Raw genomic sequence first — 18,384 nt, 5'->3', positions numbered from 1 at the left:
AATATAGAAACCCCTGATTCCGCAAGGTCTCAGGGGTTTTTGCTATCTACGGCGCAGGAACCGCGCCCATGCTTCGGCGAGTGGAGCCCAGATGGAATTCATCCAGCTTGTCATCGACTTCATCCTGCACATCGACCGCCACCTGGCGGAGCTGACCGCCGCCTACGGGCCGTGGATCTACGGCATCCTCTTCCTGATCATCTTCTGCGAGACCGGCCTGGTGGTGACGCCCTTCCTGCCCGGCGACTCGCTGCTGTTCGTCGCCGGTGCCATCGCCACCCAAGACGCGATGAACGTGCACATCATGGTACCGCTGCTGATCGTCGCCGCCGTCCTCGGCGACGCGGTCAACTACAGCATCGGCCGCTTCTTCGGCGCCAAGCTGTTCGCCAACCCGGACTCGAAGATCTTCCGCCACCGCTACCTGGAAGTGACCGAAGCCTTCTACGACAAGCACGGCGGCAAGACCATCATCCTCGCCCGCTTCGTGCCCATCGTGCGCACCTTCGCTCCCTTCGTCGCCGGCATGGGCCACATGCCCTACCGCCGCTTCGCCCTCTACAACGTGATCGGCGCGGTCGTCTGGGTGACCCTGTTCAGCTATGCCGGCTACTTCTTCGGCAACCTGCCGGTGGTGCAGAGCAATCTGCATTACCTGATCGTGGCGATCATCTTCGTCTCGATCCTGCCGGGAGTGATCGAGATCATTCGCCATCGCCGGGCGGCCGCCCGCGCCGAGTGAACCGGGGCGCGGGCCAACCGTCGCCTATCTGGTAGCCCCTCGCCACCGGTGCAATACTCAGACGAGCGTTACTCCCGTCCGAGTCGGCGCGCCGCCGAGGGTAATCAGTGATGACAGCCAGTTTTACGGTGGGGCATAGCCCACTCTTTGCCGATTCCAGCCTGCATACCCGCCTCGGCCGCGCGGGCGTGACATTGCGCAGCGTGGCGCGCGCCGACGAGGTGCAGGCGGGCCTGGAAGTGCTGCTGCTGGATGCCAGCCTGCTGCGCGCCGATGACCTGAGCGCCTGGCAGGCCTGCGGCGCCAGCCTGGTGGCCTTCGATGCGCCGACCGGGGTACTGCCGCTGCCGTCCGCCGCCAGCGAGGACGAGCTGATCGCCCTGCTCGGTTTCGCCGCCGAACAGTTCCGCCTCAAGCAGAAGACCGACCAACTGGCCGCCGCCCTGCAAAACAAGGATGGCGACCTGCAGAAGCTGGTCGACGTCGGCCTCGCCCTGTCCGCCGAGAAGGACCTGGAGCGCCTGCTGAGCAAGATCCTCACCGAGGGCCGGCGCCTGTCCAACAGCGACGCCGCCTCGCTGTTCCTGGTGGACAAGAAGGGCGAGCAGCCGCAGCTGCTGTTCAAGCTGACCCAGAACAGCTCGATGCCGACCCGCTTCCAGGAACAGCGCATGCCGCTGACCAAGGCCTCGATCGCCGGCTACGTGGCGCTGACCAGCACCGAGCTGAACATCGCCGATGCCTACGCCATTCCCAGCGACGCGCCCTACCGCTTCAACCGCTCGTTCGACATGCAGGTGGGCTACCGCACCATGTCGCTGCTGGCCATTCCCATGCTCAACCATCGCCACGAGGTGGTCGGGGTGCTGGAGTTCATCAACTGCCAGAACGCCCAGGGCACGGTGATCGCCTTCGATGAGGTGATGGCCGCCTCGCTGCGCGCCCTGGCCAGCCAGGCCGCGGTGGCCATCGAGAACCGCCAGTTGCTGGACGACATCAGCCAGTTGTTCGACGGCTTCGTCCAGGCCTCGGTGTTCGCCATCGAACAGCGCGATCCGACCTCAGCCGGTCACTCGTTCCGCGTCGCCGACCTGTGCATCGCCCTCGCCCGCCAGTTGCCCATGGCGCCGCAGGCGCACCTGCGCAACCAGGCACTGGGCGACGAGAGCCTGCGCGAGCTGCGCTACGCGGCGCTGCTGCATGACTTCGGCAAGGTCGGTGTGCGCGAGCACGTGCTGACCAAGGCCAAGAAGCTGCCGGAGCCGGTGATCGACAACCTGCGCTACCGGGTGGCACTGGCCAAGGAGAGCCTGCAGAACCAGACCCTGCGCCGCATGCTGCAGGCCTACCGGCAGTACGGCGCGCTGGACGAGCAGCTGCGCCTGCAGTGGGAGACCGAGCTGGCCATGGAGTGCGAGCGCCTGGACCAGTACCTGCGCGACATCCTCAAGGCCAACGAGCCGAGCGTGCTGACCGAGGGCGACTTCCACCACCTGCAGGAGATCCAGGGCCATGTGGTGAAGAGCCACGACGACAGCCTGATCGGCCTGCTCTCGGAGAGCGAGTTCTGCGCCCTGGCCATCCGCCGCGGCAGCCTGACCCAGGAGGAGCGCGCGGAGATCGAGCGCCACGTGGTGCACACCCGCGACTTCCTCAAGCTGATCCCCTGGACCCCTGCCCTGCAGGGCATCCCGGAAATTGCCGCGGCGCACCACGAGAAGCTCGATGGCAGCGGTTATCCCAAGGGCCTGGCCGGCGAGCAGATTCCCTGCGGCTCGCGGATCATGACCATCTGCGATATCTACGACGCCCTGACCGCCTCGGACCGCCCGTACAAGCCGGCGGTGCCGGTGGAGCATGCCCTCGACATCCTCCAGGCCGAAGTGAAGAGCGGCCTGCTGGACGGCGATCTGGTCAAGGTGTTCATCGACTCGCGCTGCTACCTCAACCCGACGCAGACGCCCGCCCTGGCGGCACCCGTGGCGCCCCAGGCCGGTGCGCCGGCGTATGCCCATCACGTCTGCGACTACGAACCCTGCGACAAGCACCAGCACTGAAAAAGGGGCGGCTCATGGCCGCCCTTGTTCATGCTCACTTGGCCGACAGCGCCTTCTGGTAGCGCGGTTCCAGGGTCTGTTGGCTGCCGCCGGCGGCGGCCTTGTCCAGATACAGGTAGGTGGGTTCCAGCTGCTTCAGGCGGTCGCCGATGTTCGGGTGCACCTTGAGGAAGGTCACCAGGGTGGCATCGTCCTGCTTCATGGTGCCCAGGCCCTGCAGCACGTTGGCCAGGCCGTAGGGGTCGTAGCCGGCGCGGGCGGCGATCACCGCGCCCATCTCGTCCGCCTCGTATTCGTCACCGCGATCCAGGCCACGGGTATAGAGGTTGGTCACCAGCTGGTCGAACTTCTGGGTGGAGACCGCATCGCTGCTGGCCGGGGCACTGGAGCTAGCCTGGCTGGCCTGCAGGGCGAAGCGCGAGACGTTGGCCAGCAGGCCGGCACCGGCCTTCTGCTTGATCGCGTCCAGGTGGTGCTTCTGCACCACGTGCGCCACCTCGTGGGCCAGCACGCCCGCCAGCTCGGCCTCGCTGTTCATCTGCACCAGCATGCCGCTGGTGATGAACACGTAGCCGCCGGGCGCCGCATAGGCGCCGACCACGCTGCTGTCGAGCACGCCGAAGCGCCAGGGCAGATCGGGACGTTCGCTGTTCAGGGCGACCCAGCGACCGACCTGATTGACGTAGGCCTGTACGCCGGCGTTATCCAGCAGCGGCGCCTGCTTGAGCAGCAGCTCGGCGGTGCTGGCACCGATCACCAGCTCTTCGTCCTGGGTCTTCTCGCCCATGTCGCTGAGGTTGCGCCCGGCGCTGGCCAGGGGCGACAGGTCGACACCCTGGATCTGCACGCCCTCCAGGGCCTGCAGGCTCTCGCAGGCGGGCAGCGCGGCGCAGATGGCGGCGAGCAGGGCGGTACGGCAAAGAATCTTGTGCATGGCTCGACTCCGGCTCACTGGGGATAGGCGATGGACTGGCTGCGCAGGCCGCCCTGCTGGGCGAAGGCGCGGGCGCTGCCCGGGGTCACCGCATAGCGGTCGAGCTGCTGCAGGGACAGGCTGCCGGAGCCGCCGCCAGCGCCGCCGACCTGGTCGTCACTGATGCCACGCACGCCGGTGGCCACGCCACTGGCCGGCTCCACCGCGGTACTGCCTTCCAGCAGCGAGCCGATATTGCCGCCCTTGGCGCCGGCGGACTTGTCGAAACGCACCGCCAGCAGCGCCACCCAGCCTTGCTGGCCGGCGCCGGTCTGCACCTGGTACCAGCCGCCCTGGCGCTTGAGGATGCTCACCCGGGTCTGCGCCGGCAGCTGTTGCAGCACGGCGGCACTGGCCGCGCCGCCATCGCGCAACGCGGTGGCCTCGACGGTGATGCCGCTGCGCACTTCGGCCAGCGCCACGGCGCTGCCCAGCCAGCCCGCCAGAATCAGCAGGGCAGCGGTAAGGGTACTTCTCATAGCGTCTTTCTCCTGGGTTCGAAGAGGGTCACCGGCTCGACACGGCCTTTCACCTGGAAATCGCCGTGGGGCACGAAGTCGAAGGCATCGCCGCAGGCCTGCCTGGTGGCGGCCGATACCAGCAAGCGCGCGCGGCCCTTGGTCAGTCCCTCGATGCGGCTGGCCAGATTCACCGTGTCGCCAATGGCAGTGTAGTCATAGCGCTTGCTGGTCCCGACCATGCCGACCACCGCCGGTCCGGTGTGCAGGCCGATGCCGATGTCGAAGTCCGGGTGATCGAAGTCGCGCCGGTAGCGCTCGACGTTGTCGATCATCTCCAGCGCCGCGTTGACGGCGTCCACCGCCTGGTTGGGGTTATCCTGCGGCGCGCCCCAGAAGGCCATGATGGCGTCGCCGATGAACTTGTCGAGGGTCGCGCGGTGCTTGAACAACACATCCACCTGGCCGCCGAAGTAGTTCTCCAGGATCTGCATGATCTCCTGGGCGCTATGGCGCTCGGACATGGTGGTGAAGTTGCGGATATCCGAGAACAGCACGGTGAGCTGGCACTCGCGGCTGCTCAGCAGCGCCTGCGGGTCCTCGCGCGCCACCAGCTGGGCCACCACCTGGGGGTCGAGGAAGCGGCTGAACATGCTGATGGTGTTGGACAGCTGCTGGCGCCGCCGCCGGTAGAACACCGCCAGGGCCAGGGCCAGCAGCAGCCACAGCGCCAGCAGGCTGGGCAGCACGTTGAGCAGCACGCCCTGCAGCACCAATAGATAGGAGCCGAGCAGCAGCGCCAGGCTGGAGCCCAGGGTCAGCAGGCTGGCCGGCAGCAGGCGCTCGCGCAGCAGCAGGAGCTGCAGGCCGAGCAGCAGGGCGATGCCCAGCAGCGCCATGGACCAGGCCGGCGCCGCCTGCAGCCGCTGGCCGTTGAGCAGGTTGTCGATGCCGGTGGCGAGAATGAACACCGCCGGGTAGAGATCGTCCAGCGGAGTACGGCGCAGGTCGTAGAGGCCGGCGGCGGTGGTGCCGATCACCACGATCTTGCCGGCGAAGTAGTCGGCGGGCAGCTGGCCGACCTCGCCACGCGCCTGGGCCAGAGCCGCGGCGAAGGGGATGCGCGGATAGGGCACCCGCGCGTCGCTGCGCCAGTCGAGCAGGAAGCTGTCGGCGGCCGGCAGCACTACGCCGCGGTCCTGCGCCACCCGCGCCGGCAGCGAGGGCATGCGCCAGTCGCCGAAGCGCCTATAGATGTCGTAACGGCGGCCGACGCCATCGGCGTCCTGGGTGAAGTTGATGGTGCCGGTCTTCCAGTGCGCGGGGTCGATGGCACGAGGCAGCAACAGCACGCCGCGCTGCTGCGGGTCGCCGCCCGGCAGCAGGCCGGTGGTCGGTGGGTAGGAAGCCAGAAACGGCGCCTTGGCCGGGTCGCTGGCCTGCTGCTGCAGGGCGGCCAGGTAGACCCTGTCGCTGCCGGCCAGCACCTCGCCGAAGTAGGCATCGGCATCGGGGTGGAAGCGGTCGGCCTCGCTGAACAGCACGTCGAACACCACCGCCTCGGCCTTCCGCGCCAGCAGGTGCTCCAGCAGCTCGGCATGCACCGAGCGCGGCCAGGGCCACTTGCCGGCCTCGCCGACCAGGGCCTGCAGGCTGGTGTCATCGATGTCGACCACGACGATACGCGGGTCGGGCGTCTGCAGTGCGGCGCGCTGGCGGATCAGCCAGTCGCCATGGACGTTGCTCCAGCGCTGCACCGGGGTCCACAGGTGCAGCAGCGGCACCAGCAGCAGGACCAGGGCGCAGACCAGCCAGAGGCTGGCCCGAAAGGCCCTGGATGACTGCGGCGCCTGCGACATGAAGCAACTCCCTGGAGATTGGTCGAGCTCGACCCGATCCCCTGGGGAGCTGCGCAGACTCTAGCAAGAAGCGCCCCACCCTGGCCATTCGCCAGCGCCGCGCCCTTCACCCGGCCGGGGTGCTCCAGTACACTGCGCGCCCGCGCCGGCCGGCCCCCGGAACGAACGCAACCCGGTCAGTGCATCAGGCTTTGGTCTCCGCTATCCCGCCACGTCGCGAGCGACAACCAAGACGGCTCCCCGGCGTTTTTGTTTGGGCGCGACACACAACTGTCATGATGCGACACCGCGCCACGACCACGGTTGGTGGGGCCGGCACCCGGCTTGGCGCTCCGTCGACGCTATGCTAGGTTCAGCCGCACGCTAGGAAGGCGGCCAGCAGCCGGAGCGCATCCGCATAACAAGAGGACACCCCATGGCCGAGGCAACGCCCGCGCTGGAAATCCGCAACCTGCACAAACGCTACGGCGAACTCGAAGTGCTCAAGGGCATCTCGCTGACCGCCCGCGACGGCGACGTGATCTCCATCCTCGGCTCCTCCGGGTCCGGCAAATCGACCTTCCTGCGCTGCATCAACCTGCTGGAGAACCCGCACCAGGGCCAGATCCTGGTGGCCGGTGAAGAGCTCAAGCTGAAGGCCGCGAAGAACGGCGACCTGATCGCCGCCGACAACAAGCAGATCAATCGCCTGCGCAGCGAGATCGGCTTCGTGTTCCAGAATTTCAACCTGTGGCCGCACATGACCATCCTCGACAACATCATCGAGGCTCCCCGTCGCGTGCTCGGCCAGAGCCGTGCCGAGGCCACCGAGGTGGCCGAGGCGCTGCTGGCCAAGGTCGGCATCGCCGACAAGCGCCACGCCTACCCGAACCAGCTCTCCGGCGGTCAGCAGCAACGCGCCGCCATCGCCCGCACCCTGGCCATGCAGCCCAAGGTGATCCTGTTCGACGAGCCGACTTCGGCCCTCGACCCGGAAATGGTACAGGAAGTGCTTAACGTGATCCGCGCGCTCGCCGATGAAGGCCGCACCATGCTGCTGGTCACCCACGAGATGAATTTCGCCCGCCAGGTGTCCAGCGAAGTGGTATTCCTTCACCAGGGCCTGGTAGAGGAGCAGGGGTCGCCCGAGCAGGTCTTCACCAACCCGCAATCGGCACGCTGTAAACAATTCATGTCCAGCAATCACTAACGGAGCAACACGCATGCAGAACTATAAGAAGATCCTGCTGGCCGCCGTCGCCACCCTGGCCTTCGGCGCCCAGGCAGTCGCCGCGGACAAACTGAAGATCGGCACCGAAGGCGCCTACCCACCCTTCAACCTGATCGACGCCAGCGGCAAGGTCGGCGGCTTCGACGTGGAAATCGCCCAGGCCCTGTGCGCCAAGATGGGCGCCGAGTGCGAAGTGGTCACCTCCGACTGGGACGGCATCATCCCGGCCCTGAACGCCAAGAAGTTCGACTTCCTCGCCGCCTCCATGTCGATCACCGAGGAGCGCAAGCAGGCCGTCGATTTCACCGACGCCTACTACACCAACAAGCTGCAGTTCATCGCCCCGAAAAGCAGCGACCTGAAGGCCGACAAGGCCAGCCTGAAAGGCAAGGTCATCGGTGCCCAGCGCGCCACCATCGCCGGTACCTGGCTGGAAGACAACCTGGCCGACACCGTCGAGATCAAGCTGTACGACACCCAGGAAAACGCCTACCTCGACCTGTCCTCGGGCCGCCTCGATGGCGTGCTGGCCGACAAGTTCGTCAACTGGGAATGGCTGAAGAGCGACGCCGGCAAGGACTTCGAGTTCAAGGGCGAGCCGGTGTTCGACAACGACAAGATCGCCATCGCCGTGCGCAAGGGCGACCCGCTGCGCGAGAAGCTGAACACCGCGCTGAAGGCCATCGTCGAAGACGGCACCTACAAGCAGATCAACGACAAGTACTTCCCGTTCAGCATCTACTGATGCGTCCGACCGCCGCCGCCCTCGGGCGGCGGCCGTCATTCTGCAGTAGCCTCCCATGACCCTCGATCTGCACGGCTTCGGCCCCGCCCTCGCCGCCGGCACGCTGGTGACCATCCAGCTGGCCCTGTCCGCCCTGGCCCTCGGCCTGGTGCTCGGACTGCTCGGCGCTCTGGCCAAGACTTCCTCGCACAAGCCCCTGCAATGGCTTGGCGGTACCTATTCGACCATCGTCCGCGGCATTCCCGAGCTGCTCTGGGTCCTGCTGATCTATTTCGGCACCGTCCAGGGCCTCGCCGCGCTCGGCGAGCTCCTCGGCGTCGGCAGCCTGGAGCTGAATCCCTTCGCCGCCGGCACCATCGCCCTCGGCCTGTGCTTCGGCGCCTACGCCACAGAAGTGTTCCGCGGCGCCATCCTGGCGATTCCCAAGGGCCACCGCGAGGCCGGCATGGCCCTCGGCCTGTCCAAGGCACGCATTCTCTGGAAGCTGATCCTGCCGCAGATGTGGCGCATCGCCCTGCCCGGCCTGGGCAACCTGTTCATGATCCTGATGAAGGACACCGCGCTGGTCTCGGTCATCGGCCTGGAAGAAATCATGCGCCGCTCGCAGATCGCCGTGACCTCCAGCAAACAGGCCTTCACCTTCTATATGGTCGCCGCCTTCATCTACCTCGGCCTGACCGTCATCGCCATGATCGGCATGCACTTCCTCGAGAAGCGCGCCAGCCGCGGCTTCATCCGGAGCACCTGATGAACTGGGAAGTGATCTACAAGTACCTGCCCAAGCTCCTCGAAGGCGCCGCCCTGACCGTCGAACTGGTGGCCTTCGCCGTGCTCGCCGGGCTGATCCTCGCCCTGCCCATGGGCATCGCCCGCGCCTCGCGCCACTGGTATGTGCGTGCCCTGCCCTACGGCTACATCTTCTTCTTCCGCGGCACCCCGCTGCTGGTGCAGCTGTTCCTGGTCTACTACGGCCTGGCCCAGTTCGACGCCGTGCGCCAGGGCCCGCTGTGGCCGTACCTGCGCGACCCGTACTGGTGCACCGTCATCACCATGACCATGCACACCGCCGCCTATATCGCCGAAATACTGCGCGGCGCCATCCAGGCCGTGCCGCCCGGCGAGATCGAGGCGGCCCGCGCCCTCGGCATGTCGCGCGCCCAGGCGATGACCTACATCATCCTGCCGCGCGCCGCGCGCATCGGCCTGCCGGCCTACAGCAACGAGGTGATCCTGATGCTCAAGGCCAGCGCCCTGGCCAGCACCGTGACCCTGCTGGAACTGACCGGCATGTCGCGCACGATCATCGCCCGCACCTACCTGCCGGTGGAGATCTTCTTCGCCGCCGGCATCTTCTACCTGGTCATCGCCTACGTGATGGTGCGCGCCTTCAAGCTGCTGGAGCGCAGACTGCGCGTCGACGCCTGCCAGGGGCGCTGAACCTTTGCGTCCCTCTCCCGGCCACGGGAGAGGGATAGAATGCTCGACATCTCCGCATGGCATCCGCACCCATGATCCTCACCGGCCCCGCCCTGCGCGAACGCTTCCAGGCCCTGGACGACTTCCTCGTCGCCAACCAGCACCTGTGGCGACCCAAGCCCTTCTCCTGTCTGACCCTGCCCTGGGAGGCCAAGCATCCCGAGCTGGGCGCCTGGTTGCGCGGCCGTAGCCTGGAGCAGGCCGAGGCCGAGCACAATTGCCCCGAGCGGCTAGAGGCGCCGGCGCCCTTTCCCTTGCTGGCCACCCGCGCCGCCGCGCTGAGCGAGATCGGCGAACTGCCCGGCCATGAGCTGGGAGCACAACAGGCGCGACTGGACGTCGACGTACCTGGGCGCAAGTGGCAGCAGATCGAAGCCTTCGCCAGTCGCCTTCAGTTCCAGCGCGCGCCAACGCACTGGCTGGATTGGTGTTCCGGCAAGGGCCATCTCGGCCGCCTGCTGGCCCAGGGCGGCCAGCAGCTGACCTGCCTGGAATACGACGAACAGCTGGTTGCCGCTGGCCAGCACCTCAGCCAGCGCCTGCACATGAACGTCCAGCACCTGCTGCAGGACGTGCTGGCCGACGATGCCGGTGAGCGCCTGAGCGCCGAACACAGCCCGGTGGCCCTGCATGCCTGTGGCGACCTGCACGTGCGCCTGCTGCAATTGGCCAGCGGCGCCGGCTGCGCCCAACTGGCCGTGGCGCCCTGCTGCTACAACCGCATCGCCACTGCGCACTACCAGGCGCTCTCCGAGCCGGCCCGGCAATCGCGATTGCAGCTGTCGCTGGACGATCTGCGCCTGCCCCTGGCGGAAACCGTCACCGCCGGCCAGCGCATGCGCCGCCAACGCGACCAGTCCATGGCCCGGCGCCTGGCCTTCGATCTGCTGCAGCGCCAGCAACGTGGGCTGGACGACTATCTGCCAACGCCCTCGCTGCCGGTCAGCTGGCTGAGCAAGGATCTACCCAGCTACTGCAACGACCTGGCGGAGCTGAAGGGCATCGAGCTAACTGGCCATATCGACTGGCTCGCCCTGGAAGCCGCCGGTTGGCAGCGCCTGGCCGAGGTACGCAACCTCGAACTGGTCCGTGGCCTGTTCCGCCGTCCATTGGAGATCTGGCTGCTGCTCGACCGTGCCCTGTATCTGCAGGAGCAGGGCTACCAGGTGCGCCTGGGCACCTTCTGCCCCCACCGCCTGACCCCACGCAACCTGCTGCTGCTCGCCGAGCGGAACTGAGCACCATCCACAGAAGCTGTGGATAACTCTGTGCGCAGTTTCTGCAGAACTCGCTGCGAAGCCGGCCGCATGGGGCTTGGCGAAGTCTGTAGATTTTTTGATCACGAACAAAAAGTCCATAAAAAACATACCGTTATGGAAAAAACGGGGGTACTGCACAAAATTCGTGCGGCACGTCAGTGGCCCAGCTCTTCTTTGTGCATAAACATATTGCCGTTGATAGCCAGGCATGCTCGTGGCGAAGCGCCATGCTCCGCAGCCCGCGTATACAGCTGCTATACCTGAACAGGGTCGAACCTCAAGGCGGGCGTCGCCCTTCAGGAGCAAGAATGAAAAACTGGACTCTTCGCCAACGTCTGCTCGCCAGTTTCGCCGCGCTCATCGTCATCATGCTGCTGATGGCCGGCATGGCTTACGCCCATCTGCTCAGCATCGAACGCAGCGAACATAAGCTGCAGACCGACGCCCTGCCCGGCCTGTACTACACCGACCGCATCCGCGGTAGCGTGGCGCACAACCTGCTGCTGGCTCACCAACTGCTGAACGTCGCGCCGAGCAGCGAGCAGGGCAAGGCGCTGCTGCAACAAGTGCGCGAGCAGGACGGCGCGCTGCAGGACCTGCTGGCCCAATACCAGGCCAGCACCAGTAGCGAGGAAGATCAGAGCATCTTCGCTAAGTTGCAGGCTCATCTGCACGAATACGAGGCGCAGAAGAAGGAGCTACTCGCCTTATATGAGGGCAACCAGCTCGACCAGGCGCGCCAGCTGATGCAGCACGAACTGCTGGCGAACGGGCAGCACGGACAGGATCTGCTGGACCAGCTGGTAGAACTGAACCACAACAGTGCCGACGCGTTGACGGCCGGCATAGTGGCCTCGGTGTCCCGCGCCGAAACCAGCATGTTGCTCAGCCTGCTGCTGGCGGTGCTGGCGGCCCTGGCCTGCGGTTACCTGCTGATGCGCGCCATTCTCGATCCCCTGCAGCACGTACTGGCTGCCCTGGCGCGGCTACGCGATGGCAATCTCGGCACACGCCTGACCCTGGCTCGGCGCGACGAGTTCGGCGCCCTGGAAACGGGCCTCAATGACATGGCAGAAGCCTTGTCCGCCCTGGTGGCGCAGTCGCAACGCTCGGCGATTTCGGTGACCACCTCGGTCACCGAAATCGCCGCCACCTCCAAGGAGCAGCAGGCCACCGCCACCGAGACGGCGGCCACTACCACGGAGATTGGCGCCACCTCGCGGGAAATCGCCGCCACCTCGCGCGACCTGCTGCGCACCATGGGCGAGGTCTCCAGCGCCGCCGAGCAGGCCGCCAGCCTGGCTGACTCGGGGCAGAACGGCCTGACCCGCATGGAGGACACCATGCACCAGGTCATCGCCGCCGCCGAGTTGATCAACACCAAGCTCACCAGCCTCAACGAGAAGGCCGGCAACATCACCCAAGTGGTCACCACCATCGTCAAGGTGGCAGACCAGACCAACCTGCTCTCGCTGAACGCCGCCATCGAGGCGGAGAAGGCAGGCGAGTACGGCCGTGGCTTCGCCGTGGTGGCCTACGAGGTGCGCCGCCTGGCCGACCAGACCGCAGTGGCCACCTACGATATCGAACAGATGGTGCGCGAGATCCAGTCGGCGGTGTCGGCGGGAGTGATGGGCATGGACAAGTTCTCCGAGGAGGTGCGCCGCGGCATGGCCGAAGTGCAGCTGGTGGGCGACCAGCTTGCGCAGATCATCCAGCAGACCCAGGCCCTGGCGCCGCGGGTGTCGATGGTCAACGAGGGCATGCAGGCCCAGGCCAGCGGTGCCGAACAGATCAGCCAGGCTCTGGTACAGCTGGCCGAGGTCACCGGACAGACCGTCGACTCGCTGCGCCAGACCAGCAGCGCCATCGACGAGCTGAGCCAGGTGGCCAGCGGCCTGCGCGCCGGGGTCTCGCGCTTCCAGGTGTGAGGCTGCCGTGTCCACACTCCATCGCCACAGCGCGCCGGCCCGCCAACAGCGGCTGTTCCTGTTGTTCGCCGTCGGCGCCGAACGCTACGCCCTGGACGTGCGCGAGGTGGCCGAGGTCCTGCCGCTGCGGCGCCTCAGGCCGGTGCCTGCAACACCGGCCTGGGTCGCCGGGCTGCTCGCCCACCGCGGCACGCTGCTGCCGGTGCTCGACATCAGCCAGCTGCTCGGCGGGCAGCCCGCCACCCAGCGCACCAGCACACGCCTGGTGCTGGTGCATTACCAGCCGCGCGACACGGCCGAGCGGCACCTGCTCGGCCTGATCCTGGAGCGGGCCGCCGAGACGCTGCGCTGCGCCCCGGAGGAATTCCGCGCCTACGGCCTGGACAATCCCGATGCGCCCTATCTGGGGCCGATCTACCAGGACGCCCGCGGCCTGGTGCAGTGGCTGCGGGTGGCCGACCTGCTGAACGCCGAGGCCCGCGCCCTGCTGTTCCCCGCGGAGACGCCGGCATGAACGGCGAGCAACGCTTCTGCGACTTCCTCAAGGCACATATCGGCCTGGACGTCGGCTCGGTCGGCGCCCCCGTGGTGGCCCGCGCCGTGGCTCAACGGGTGGCCAGCGGTGTGGCGGCCGACAACGACGGCTACTGGGAGCTGCTGCAGCAGTCGAAGCAGGAACAGGTGGCGTTGATAGACGCCGTGATAGTCCCGGAGACCTGGTTCTTCCGCTATCCCGAATCCTTCGCCGCCCTGGTACGTCTGGCCCGGCCGCGTCTGGAGCGAATCGCCGGCGCCCGCCCGCTGCGCATTCTCAGCCTGCCCTGCGCCACCGGTGAGGAGCCCTACTCCATCGCCATGGCCCTGCTCGATGCTGGCATCGCCGCGCCGCTGTTCCGCATCGACGCCCTGGATGTCAGCCAACGGGTGATCGAACGGGCCCAGCTTGGTCTGTACGGCAAGAACTCCTTTCGTGGCGAGGACCTGGCCTACCGGGCCCGTCACTTCGCCAACAGAGACGATGGCTACCTGCTGCATCAGGCCGTCCGCGACCAGGTGCGCTTCCGCTGCGGCAACCTGCTGCAACACGGCCTGCTCGCCGAGGAAGCACCCTACGACCTGCTGTTCTGTCGCAACCTGCTGATCTATTTCGATCAGGCCACCCAGGAGCAGGTGCTGGAAGTGCTCAAGCGCCTGACCCGCCTGGACGGCGTGCTGTTCATCGGCCCGGCCGAGGCCAGCCTGTTCTCGCGCCTGGGCATGCAGAGTCTGGGCATACCCCAGGCCTTCGCCTTCCAGCATCCCAGCGAGCCGACCAACCCCACGCCCACCGCCACCCTGCGCCCGCCCCCAGCCGCAGCGCCGACAGCGCAACGAATGCCGCGCCCCGTACCGGCACCCCGCCGCGCGCCACGCCCGGCACCACCAACGCCGCCCAACGCGCCTACCGCAGCGCCGCCCGATGACGAGCTGCGCACCGTCGCCGGCCTGGCCGACCAGGGCCGTCTGAGCGAGGCGCGCCAGCGCTGCGAACAGTTGCTGCGCGCCCAGGGCCCATCGGCCGACCTGTTCTACTGGCTGGGCCTGCTCAGCGACGCCGGCGGCCAGGCGCGCGAGGCCCAGGACTACTACCGCAAGGCGCTCTACCTGCAGCCGCAGCACCGCGAGGCGCTCAGCCACCTGGCCACTCTGCTCGCCGCACGCGGCGACCTGGCCGGCGCCCGGCGCCTGCAGGAGCGCGCCAACCGCGGAGTGAATGGCGATGGCTGAAGCGCTGAACGACTGCTGGAACCGCATCGGCGTGCGCGGCGACAAGTCCTGCCCGCTGCTGGTCGAGCATATCCACTGCCGCAACTGCCCCGTCTACGCCGCCGCGGCCATCCACCTGCTGGATCGCTATGCCCTGCAACGCGACGACGGGGAACAGGCCGAAGCCGCCAGCGAAACGGCGGTGGCCACCCGCTCGCTGCTAGTGTTCCGCCTCGGCGAGGAATGGCTGGCCCTGGCCACTCGCGTGCTGGTGGAGGTGGCGCCACAAACCCCGGTGCATGCCCTGCCACACCAGCGCTCGCGGGCGCTGCTCGGCGTGGCCAACGTGCGCGGCGCCCTGGTGGCCTGCCTGTCGCTGGTCGAGCTGCTCGGCCTGGAGCCCGGCGCAGCCGCGCCGGTAGCACCCGGCAGCAGGAGCGGCGCCCGCCTGCTGGTACTGGATGCGCCCGGTGGCCACCTGCTGGTCCCGGTGGACGAGGTGCAGGGCATTCATGCCTTCCCCCTTGATCAGTTGGCCGTGGCAGCGCAGGACAACCGCCTGGACCCGGCCAAGTGCAGCCGCGGCGTGCTGCAGTGGCAGACGCGCAGCCTTCGCCTGCTGGACGAGGAGCAATTGCTGCAGGGCCTGCTCAGGAGCCTGGCATGACGCCCGACGAGATGAGGGACGCCTCGCTGCTGGAGCTGTTCCGCCTGGAGGCCGAGGCGCAGACCCAGGTGCTCGGCGAGGGTCTGCTGGTGCTAGAACAGGAGCCGACCCGGGCCGACCAGCTGGAGGCCTGCATGCGCGCCGCCCACTCGCTCAAGGGCGCGGCGCGCATAGTCGGCATCGACCAGGGCGTGAGCGTGGCGCACCAGATGGAGGACCTGCTGGTGGCCGCCCAGGAGGGCCGCCTGCGCCTGGGCGCCCAGCAGATCGACGCGCTGTTGCAAGGCAGCGATCTGCTGCTGCGGATCGCCAGCGCGCCGGGAAGCGTGACCGAAGCCGCCGTGGAACGCACGCTCGCCTGCCTGGAAGGCCGCGCCGCCGCGCAGCCGCCAACGCCAGACGCAGAGCCAGCCCCGACGCCCGTCGAGCCGGCAGCATCCGCCCCGCCCGAGCCGCCTGCTCCCGCAGCCAGCGAAGCCGTGCGAACCAGCGCAGCCGCCGCGCTGGACAGCGACGAGCGTGTGCTGCGCGTGACCGCCCAGCGCCTCGATCATCTGCTCGATCTGTCCAGCAAGGCCCTGGTCGAGGCCCAGCGCCTGCAACCCCTGCTCGCCGCCCTGCAGCGCGGCCGGCGCCTGCAGGGCCATCTCGGCCGGGCCCTGGAAAGCTTCGAGGAGAACCTGCGCAGCGGCGCGCCACCGAACCTGGCGGCCTTCGCCGAGATCCGCAGCATGCTCGGCGAATGCCAACAACTGTTGGAGCACCAGGGCAACGAGCTGGACGAGTTCGCCTGGCAAGCCGGCCAGCGCGCCCAGCGCCTGTACGACAACGCCCTGGCCTGCCGCATGCGCCCCCTGGCCGACATCCTCGGCGGCCAGGCGCGCATGCTTCGCGACCTGGCGCGCACCTTGGGCAAGCAGGTGCGCCTGCAGGTGGAAGGCGACAAGACCCAGGTCGACCGCGACGTACTGGAACGCCTGGAGGCGCCCCTGGTGCATCTGCTGCGCAACGCCCTCGATCACGGCATCGAGTCGCCCGAGGCACGGCTTGCGGCGGGCAAGCCGGCAGAAGGTCTGATCAGTATCCGCGCCCGCCAGCAAGCCGGCCTGCTGCTCCTGGAGATCGCCGACGACGGCGCCGGGGTCGACCTGGAACGCGTGCGGGCGGCGGTGACCCAGCGCGGCCTGTCCAGCGCCGAGACCGCCGCCCAGCTCAGCGAGGAAGAGCTGCTGAGTTTCCTGTTCCTGCCCGGCTTCAGCCTGCGCGAGCAGGTCACCGAGGTGTCCGGCCGCGGCGTCGGCCTGGATGCCGTCCAGCATGGCTTGCGCCAGCTGCGCGGCGGTGTCGAGCTGCAGCAGGTGCGCGGACGTGGCTCGCGCTTCCTGATCGAAGTGCCTCTGACCCTCTCGGTGGTACGCAGCCTGGTGGTGCAGATCGGCGGCGAGGCCTATGCCTTCCCGCTGGCGCATATCGAGCGCATGGTCGAGATCGAGCCGCACGCCATCGTGCAGCTGGAGGGCCGCCAGCACTTCAACCACGAGGAGCGCCCGATCGGCCTGGTGGCCGCCAGCCAGCTGTTGCAGCGCCCGCCGGGCACGGCGCAGAAAGAGCGCATCCCGCTGGTGCTGATCGCCGCGCGCGAGACCCTGTACGGCATCGCCGTGGAGCGCATTCTCGGCGAGCGCACCCTGGTGGTCCTGCCGCTCGACCCGCGCCTGGGCAAGGTGCAGAGCGTCAGCGCAGGCGCCCTGCTCGACGACGGCACGGCGGTGCTGATTCTCGACGTCGAGGACCTGCAGCGCTCCCTGGACAAACTGCTCAACAGCGGCCGCCTGGAGCGTATCGCCCGCGGCGCTGGCGATGCCGGCGCGGCGCGCAAGCGGGTCCTGGTAGTGGACGACTCGCTGACCGTGCGCGAGCTGCAGCGTAAGCTGCTGGCCAACCGCGGCTACGAGGTGGCGGTGGCGGTGGACGGCATGGACGGCTGGAACGCCCTGCGCGCCGAACACTTCGACCTGCTGATCACCGACATCGACATGCCGCGCATGGACGGCATCGAACTGGTCACCCTGCTGCGTCGTGACCATCGGTTGCAGTCATTGCCGGTGATGGTGGTGTCCTACAAGGATCGCGAAGAGGACCGCCGGCGCGGCCTGGAAGCCGGCGCCGACTATTACCTGGCCAAGGCCAGTTTCCATGACGACACCCTGCTGAACGTGGTGGCCGAACTGATCGGAGAGCCACTATGAGGATCGCCATAGTCAACGACATGCCGCTGGCCGTGGAGGCCCTGCGCCGGACCCTGGCCCAGGCCCCGGAGCACCAGCTGATCTGGGTCGCCGGCGATGGAGCAGAGGCGGTGCGGCGCTGCGCCGAACAGTTGCCTGACCTGCTGCTGATGGACCTGCTGATGCCGGTCATGGACGGCGTCGAGGCGACCCGACTGATCATGGCGCAGACTCCCTGCGCCATTCTCCTGGTGACCACCGACAGCGAACGCAACATGCCCCTGGTATTCACCGCCATGGGCCACGGCGCTCTGGACGTGGTCGATATCCCGGCCCTGGGCGGCGCCGATCCGGTGCAGACGGCGGCCCCCCTGCTGCGCAAGATTCACAACCTGAGCCTGCTGATGAACAGGCACGAGACGCAACCGCCGCCGTCCCCGGCTAAGCCAATACCGGTCGAGGCCTGTCGACGCCTGGTCGCCGTGGGCGCCTCGGCCGGCGGCCCGGCGGCCCTGGCCGTGATGCTCAAGGGGCTTGCCCCCGGTTTCCCGGCGGCCATGCTGCTGGTGCAGCACGTCGACGCGGTGTTCGCTCCCGGCATGGCCGACTGGTTGAGTCAGGAGTCCGGCGTGCCGGTGCGCGTGGCCCGCGACGGCGAGGCACCACAGCCGGGCGTAGTGCTGCTGGCCGGTAGCGACCAGCATATCCGCCTGCTGCCGAACGGCCTGCTCGGCTACGGCATCGAGCCAGACGACTACTCTGTACATCGTCCGTCGATCGACGTGTTCTTCGACAGCGTGGCCCGTAATTGGCGCGGCGAAGCGGTCGGCGTGCTACTGACCGGCATGGGCAGCGATGGCGCCAAGGGGCTCAAACAGCTACGTGAGCGCGGCTTCCCGACCATCGCCCAGGACCAGCAGAGCTGTGCGGTCTACGGCATGCCCAAGGCAGCCGCGGCACTCGGCGCGGCCAGCGAGATCCGCCCGCTGGACGGCATTGCGTCACGATTGCGGGATATTTTTGCCTGAGTGCA

At 67.8% G+C, this 18,384-nt stretch carries 16 protein-coding genes; 13 read left to right on the top strand and 3 right to left on the bottom strand.

Going from position 1 to position 18,384, the window contains the following annotated elements; all coding sequences use genetic code 11:
- Positions 1 to 91 precede the first annotated feature (91 nt).
- Together FFS62_RS20680 and FFS62_RS20675 are read left to right on the top strand one after the other, a co-directional pair.
- On the top strand, positions 92 to 742 hold the full coding sequence (locus tag FFS62_RS20680) for a DedA family protein (protein WP_137974742.1): 651 nt from the start codon (positions 92 to 94) through the stop codon (positions 740 to 742).
- A gap of 110 nt (positions 743 to 852) precedes the next feature.
- Positions 853 to 2,799 (top strand): HD family phosphohydrolase, encoded by a 1,947-nt coding sequence (locus FFS62_RS20675; RefSeq protein WP_137974741.1) that lies wholly within the window; start codon positions 853 to 855, stop codon positions 2,797 to 2,799.
- Positions 2,800 to 2,833: 34 nt separating this feature from the next.
- On the opposite strand, the gene FFS62_RS20670 is transcribed toward FFS62_RS20675, so the two are convergent.
- Genes FFS62_RS20670 through FFS62_RS23555 form a run of 3 tightly spaced genes read right to left on the bottom strand, consistent with a single transcriptional unit; the run spans position 2,834 to position 6,089 of the window.
- The gene (locus FFS62_RS20670; protein WP_137974740.1) at positions 2,834 to 3,733 is read right to left on the bottom strand and encodes a M48 family metalloprotease; all 900 of its coding nucleotides are present in this window, start codon (positions 3,731 to 3,733) and stop codon (positions 2,834 to 2,836) included.
- 14 nt (positions 3,734 to 3,747) lie between these two features.
- Positions 3,748 to 4,251, bottom strand: coding sequence for an SH3 domain-containing protein (locus FFS62_RS20665; protein ID WP_137974739.1), 504 nt, complete (start codon positions 4,249 to 4,251; stop codon positions 3,748 to 3,750).
- On the bottom strand, positions 4,248 to 6,089 hold the full coding sequence (locus FFS62_RS23555; protein WP_137974738.1) for an adenylate/guanylate cyclase domain-containing protein: 1,842 nt from the start codon (positions 6,087 to 6,089) through the stop codon (positions 4,248 to 4,250). The genes FFS62_RS20665 and FFS62_RS23555 overlap by 4 nt, the downstream gene beginning before the upstream one ends.
- Positions 6,090 to 6,504: 415 nt before the next feature.
- On the opposite strand from FFS62_RS23555, the gene FFS62_RS20655 reads away from it, so the two are divergent.
- The 11 genes from FFS62_RS20655 (at position 6,505) to FFS62_RS20605 (ending at position 18,379) form a co-directional block, all read left to right on the top strand.
- Complete coding sequence (locus FFS62_RS20655; RefSeq protein ID WP_137974737.1) at positions 6,505 to 7,278, top strand: ABC transporter ATP-binding protein; 774 nt, start codon at positions 6,505 to 6,507, stop codon at positions 7,276 to 7,278.
- A gap of 13 nt (positions 7,279 to 7,291) precedes the next feature.
- A complete protein-coding gene (locus FFS62_RS20650; RefSeq protein ID WP_137974736.1) occupies positions 7,292 to 8,044 on the top strand; it encodes an ABC transporter substrate-binding protein in 753 nt (250 codons plus the stop codon).
- A gap of 55 nt (positions 8,045 to 8,099) precedes the next feature.
- Positions 8,100 to 8,792, top strand: a complete 693-nt coding sequence (locus FFS62_RS20645) for an ABC transporter permease (RefSeq protein ID WP_137974735.1) — start codon at positions 8,100 to 8,102, stop codon at positions 8,790 to 8,792.
- Complete coding sequence (locus tag FFS62_RS20640; protein ID WP_137974734.1) at positions 8,792 to 9,481, top strand: ABC transporter permease; 690 nt, start codon at positions 8,792 to 8,794, stop codon at positions 9,479 to 9,481. Before FFS62_RS20645 ends, FFS62_RS20640 begins: the two co-directional genes overlap by 1 nt.
- Before the next feature lie 56 nt (positions 9,482 to 9,537).
- A complete protein-coding gene (locus FFS62_RS20635) occupies positions 9,538 to 10,758 on the top strand; it encodes a methyltransferase (RefSeq protein ID WP_137974733.1) in 1,221 nt (406 codons plus the stop codon).
- Between the two features lie 329 nt (positions 10,759 to 11,087).
- On the top strand, positions 11,088 to 12,710 hold the full coding sequence (locus FFS62_RS20630; RefSeq protein WP_137974732.1) for a methyl-accepting chemotaxis protein: 1,623 nt from the start codon (positions 11,088 to 11,090) through the stop codon (positions 12,708 to 12,710).
- 7 nt (positions 12,711 to 12,717) lie between these two features.
- Positions 12,718 to 13,224, top strand: coding sequence for a chemotaxis protein CheW (locus FFS62_RS20625; RefSeq protein ID WP_137974731.1), 507 nt, complete (start codon positions 12,718 to 12,720; stop codon positions 13,222 to 13,224).
- The gene (locus tag FFS62_RS20620) at positions 13,221 to 14,477 is read left to right on the top strand and encodes a protein-glutamate O-methyltransferase CheR (protein ID WP_137974730.1); all 1,257 of its coding nucleotides are present in this window, start codon (positions 13,221 to 13,223) and stop codon (positions 14,475 to 14,477) included. The genes FFS62_RS20625 and FFS62_RS20620 overlap by 4 nt, the downstream gene beginning before the upstream one ends.
- On the top strand, positions 14,464 to 15,123 hold the full coding sequence (locus tag FFS62_RS20615) for a chemotaxis protein CheW (protein WP_137974729.1): 660 nt from the start codon (positions 14,464 to 14,466) through the stop codon (positions 15,121 to 15,123). Before FFS62_RS20620 ends, FFS62_RS20615 begins: the two co-directional genes overlap by 14 nt.
- Entirely contained in the window at positions 15,120 to 17,372 is a 2,253-nt protein-coding gene (locus tag FFS62_RS20610; RefSeq protein ID WP_137974728.1) for a hybrid sensor histidine kinase/response regulator, read from the top strand. Before FFS62_RS20615 ends, FFS62_RS20610 begins: the two co-directional genes overlap by 4 nt.
- Positions 17,369 to 18,379 (top strand): chemotaxis response regulator protein-glutamate methylesterase, encoded by a 1,011-nt coding sequence (locus FFS62_RS20605; protein WP_137974727.1) that lies wholly within the window; start codon positions 17,369 to 17,371, stop codon positions 18,377 to 18,379. Before FFS62_RS20610 ends, FFS62_RS20605 begins: the two co-directional genes overlap by 4 nt.
- Positions 18,380 to 18,384 lie beyond the last annotated feature (5 nt).

It is taken from the genome of Pseudomonas sp. F(2018) (assembly GCF_005508865.1).
GTDB lineage: Bacteria > Pseudomonadota > Gammaproteobacteria > Pseudomonadales > Pseudomonadaceae > Aquipseudomonas.
Note: the sequence above shows the minus strand (reverse complement) of the source record. Positions and strands in the feature narration are given on the sequence as shown.

Excerpts from the sequence above, each read along its gene's own strand:
- FFS62_RS20645 (WP_137974735.1), top strand. The coding sequence starts at position 8,100 with ATGACCCTCGATCTGCACGGCTTCGGCCCCGCCCTCGCCGCCGGCACG.
- FFS62_RS20610 (WP_137974728.1), top strand. The coding sequence starts at position 15,120 with ATGACGCCCGACGAGATGAGGGACGCCTCGCTGCTGGAGCTGTTCCGC.
- FFS62_RS20650 (WP_137974736.1), top strand. The coding sequence starts at position 7,292 with ATGCAGAACTATAAGAAGATCCTGCTGGCCGCCGTCGCCACCCTGGCC.
- FFS62_RS20640 (WP_137974734.1), top strand. The coding sequence starts at position 8,792 with ATGAACTGGGAAGTGATCTACAAGTACCTGCCCAAGCTCCTCGAAGGC.
- FFS62_RS20680 (WP_137974742.1), top strand. The coding sequence starts at position 92 with ATGGAATTCATCCAGCTTGTCATCGACTTCATCCTGCACATCGACCGC.
- FFS62_RS20655 (WP_137974737.1), top strand. The coding sequence starts at position 6,505 with ATGGCCGAGGCAACGCCCGCGCTGGAAATCCGCAACCTGCACAAACGC.
- FFS62_RS20630 (WP_137974732.1), top strand. The coding sequence starts at position 11,088 with ATGAAAAACTGGACTCTTCGCCAACGTCTGCTCGCCAGTTTCGCCGCG.
- FFS62_RS20670 (WP_137974740.1), bottom strand. The coding sequence starts at position 3,733 with ATGCACAAGATTCTTTGCCGTACCGCCCTGCTCGCCGCCATCTGCGCC.
- FFS62_RS20635 (WP_137974733.1), top strand. The coding sequence starts at position 9,538 with ATGGCATCCGCACCCATGATCCTCACCGGCCCCGCCCTGCGCGAACGC.
- FFS62_RS23555 (WP_137974738.1), bottom strand. The coding sequence starts at position 6,089 with ATGTCGCAGGCGCCGCAGTCATCCAGGGCCTTTCGGGCCAGCCTCTGG.
- FFS62_RS20620 (WP_137974730.1), top strand. The coding sequence starts at position 13,221 with ATGAACGGCGAGCAACGCTTCTGCGACTTCCTCAAGGCACATATCGGC.
- FFS62_RS20665 (WP_137974739.1), bottom strand. The coding sequence starts at position 4,251 with ATGAGAAGTACCCTTACCGCTGCCCTGCTGATTCTGGCGGGCTGGCTG.
- FFS62_RS20605 (WP_137974727.1), top strand. The coding sequence starts at position 17,369 with ATGAGGATCGCCATAGTCAACGACATGCCGCTGGCCGTGGAGGCCCTG.
- FFS62_RS20615 (WP_137974729.1), top strand. The coding sequence starts at position 14,464 with ATGGCGATGGCTGAAGCGCTGAACGACTGCTGGAACCGCATCGGCGTG.
- FFS62_RS20675 (WP_137974741.1), top strand. The coding sequence starts at position 853 with ATGACAGCCAGTTTTACGGTGGGGCATAGCCCACTCTTTGCCGATTCC.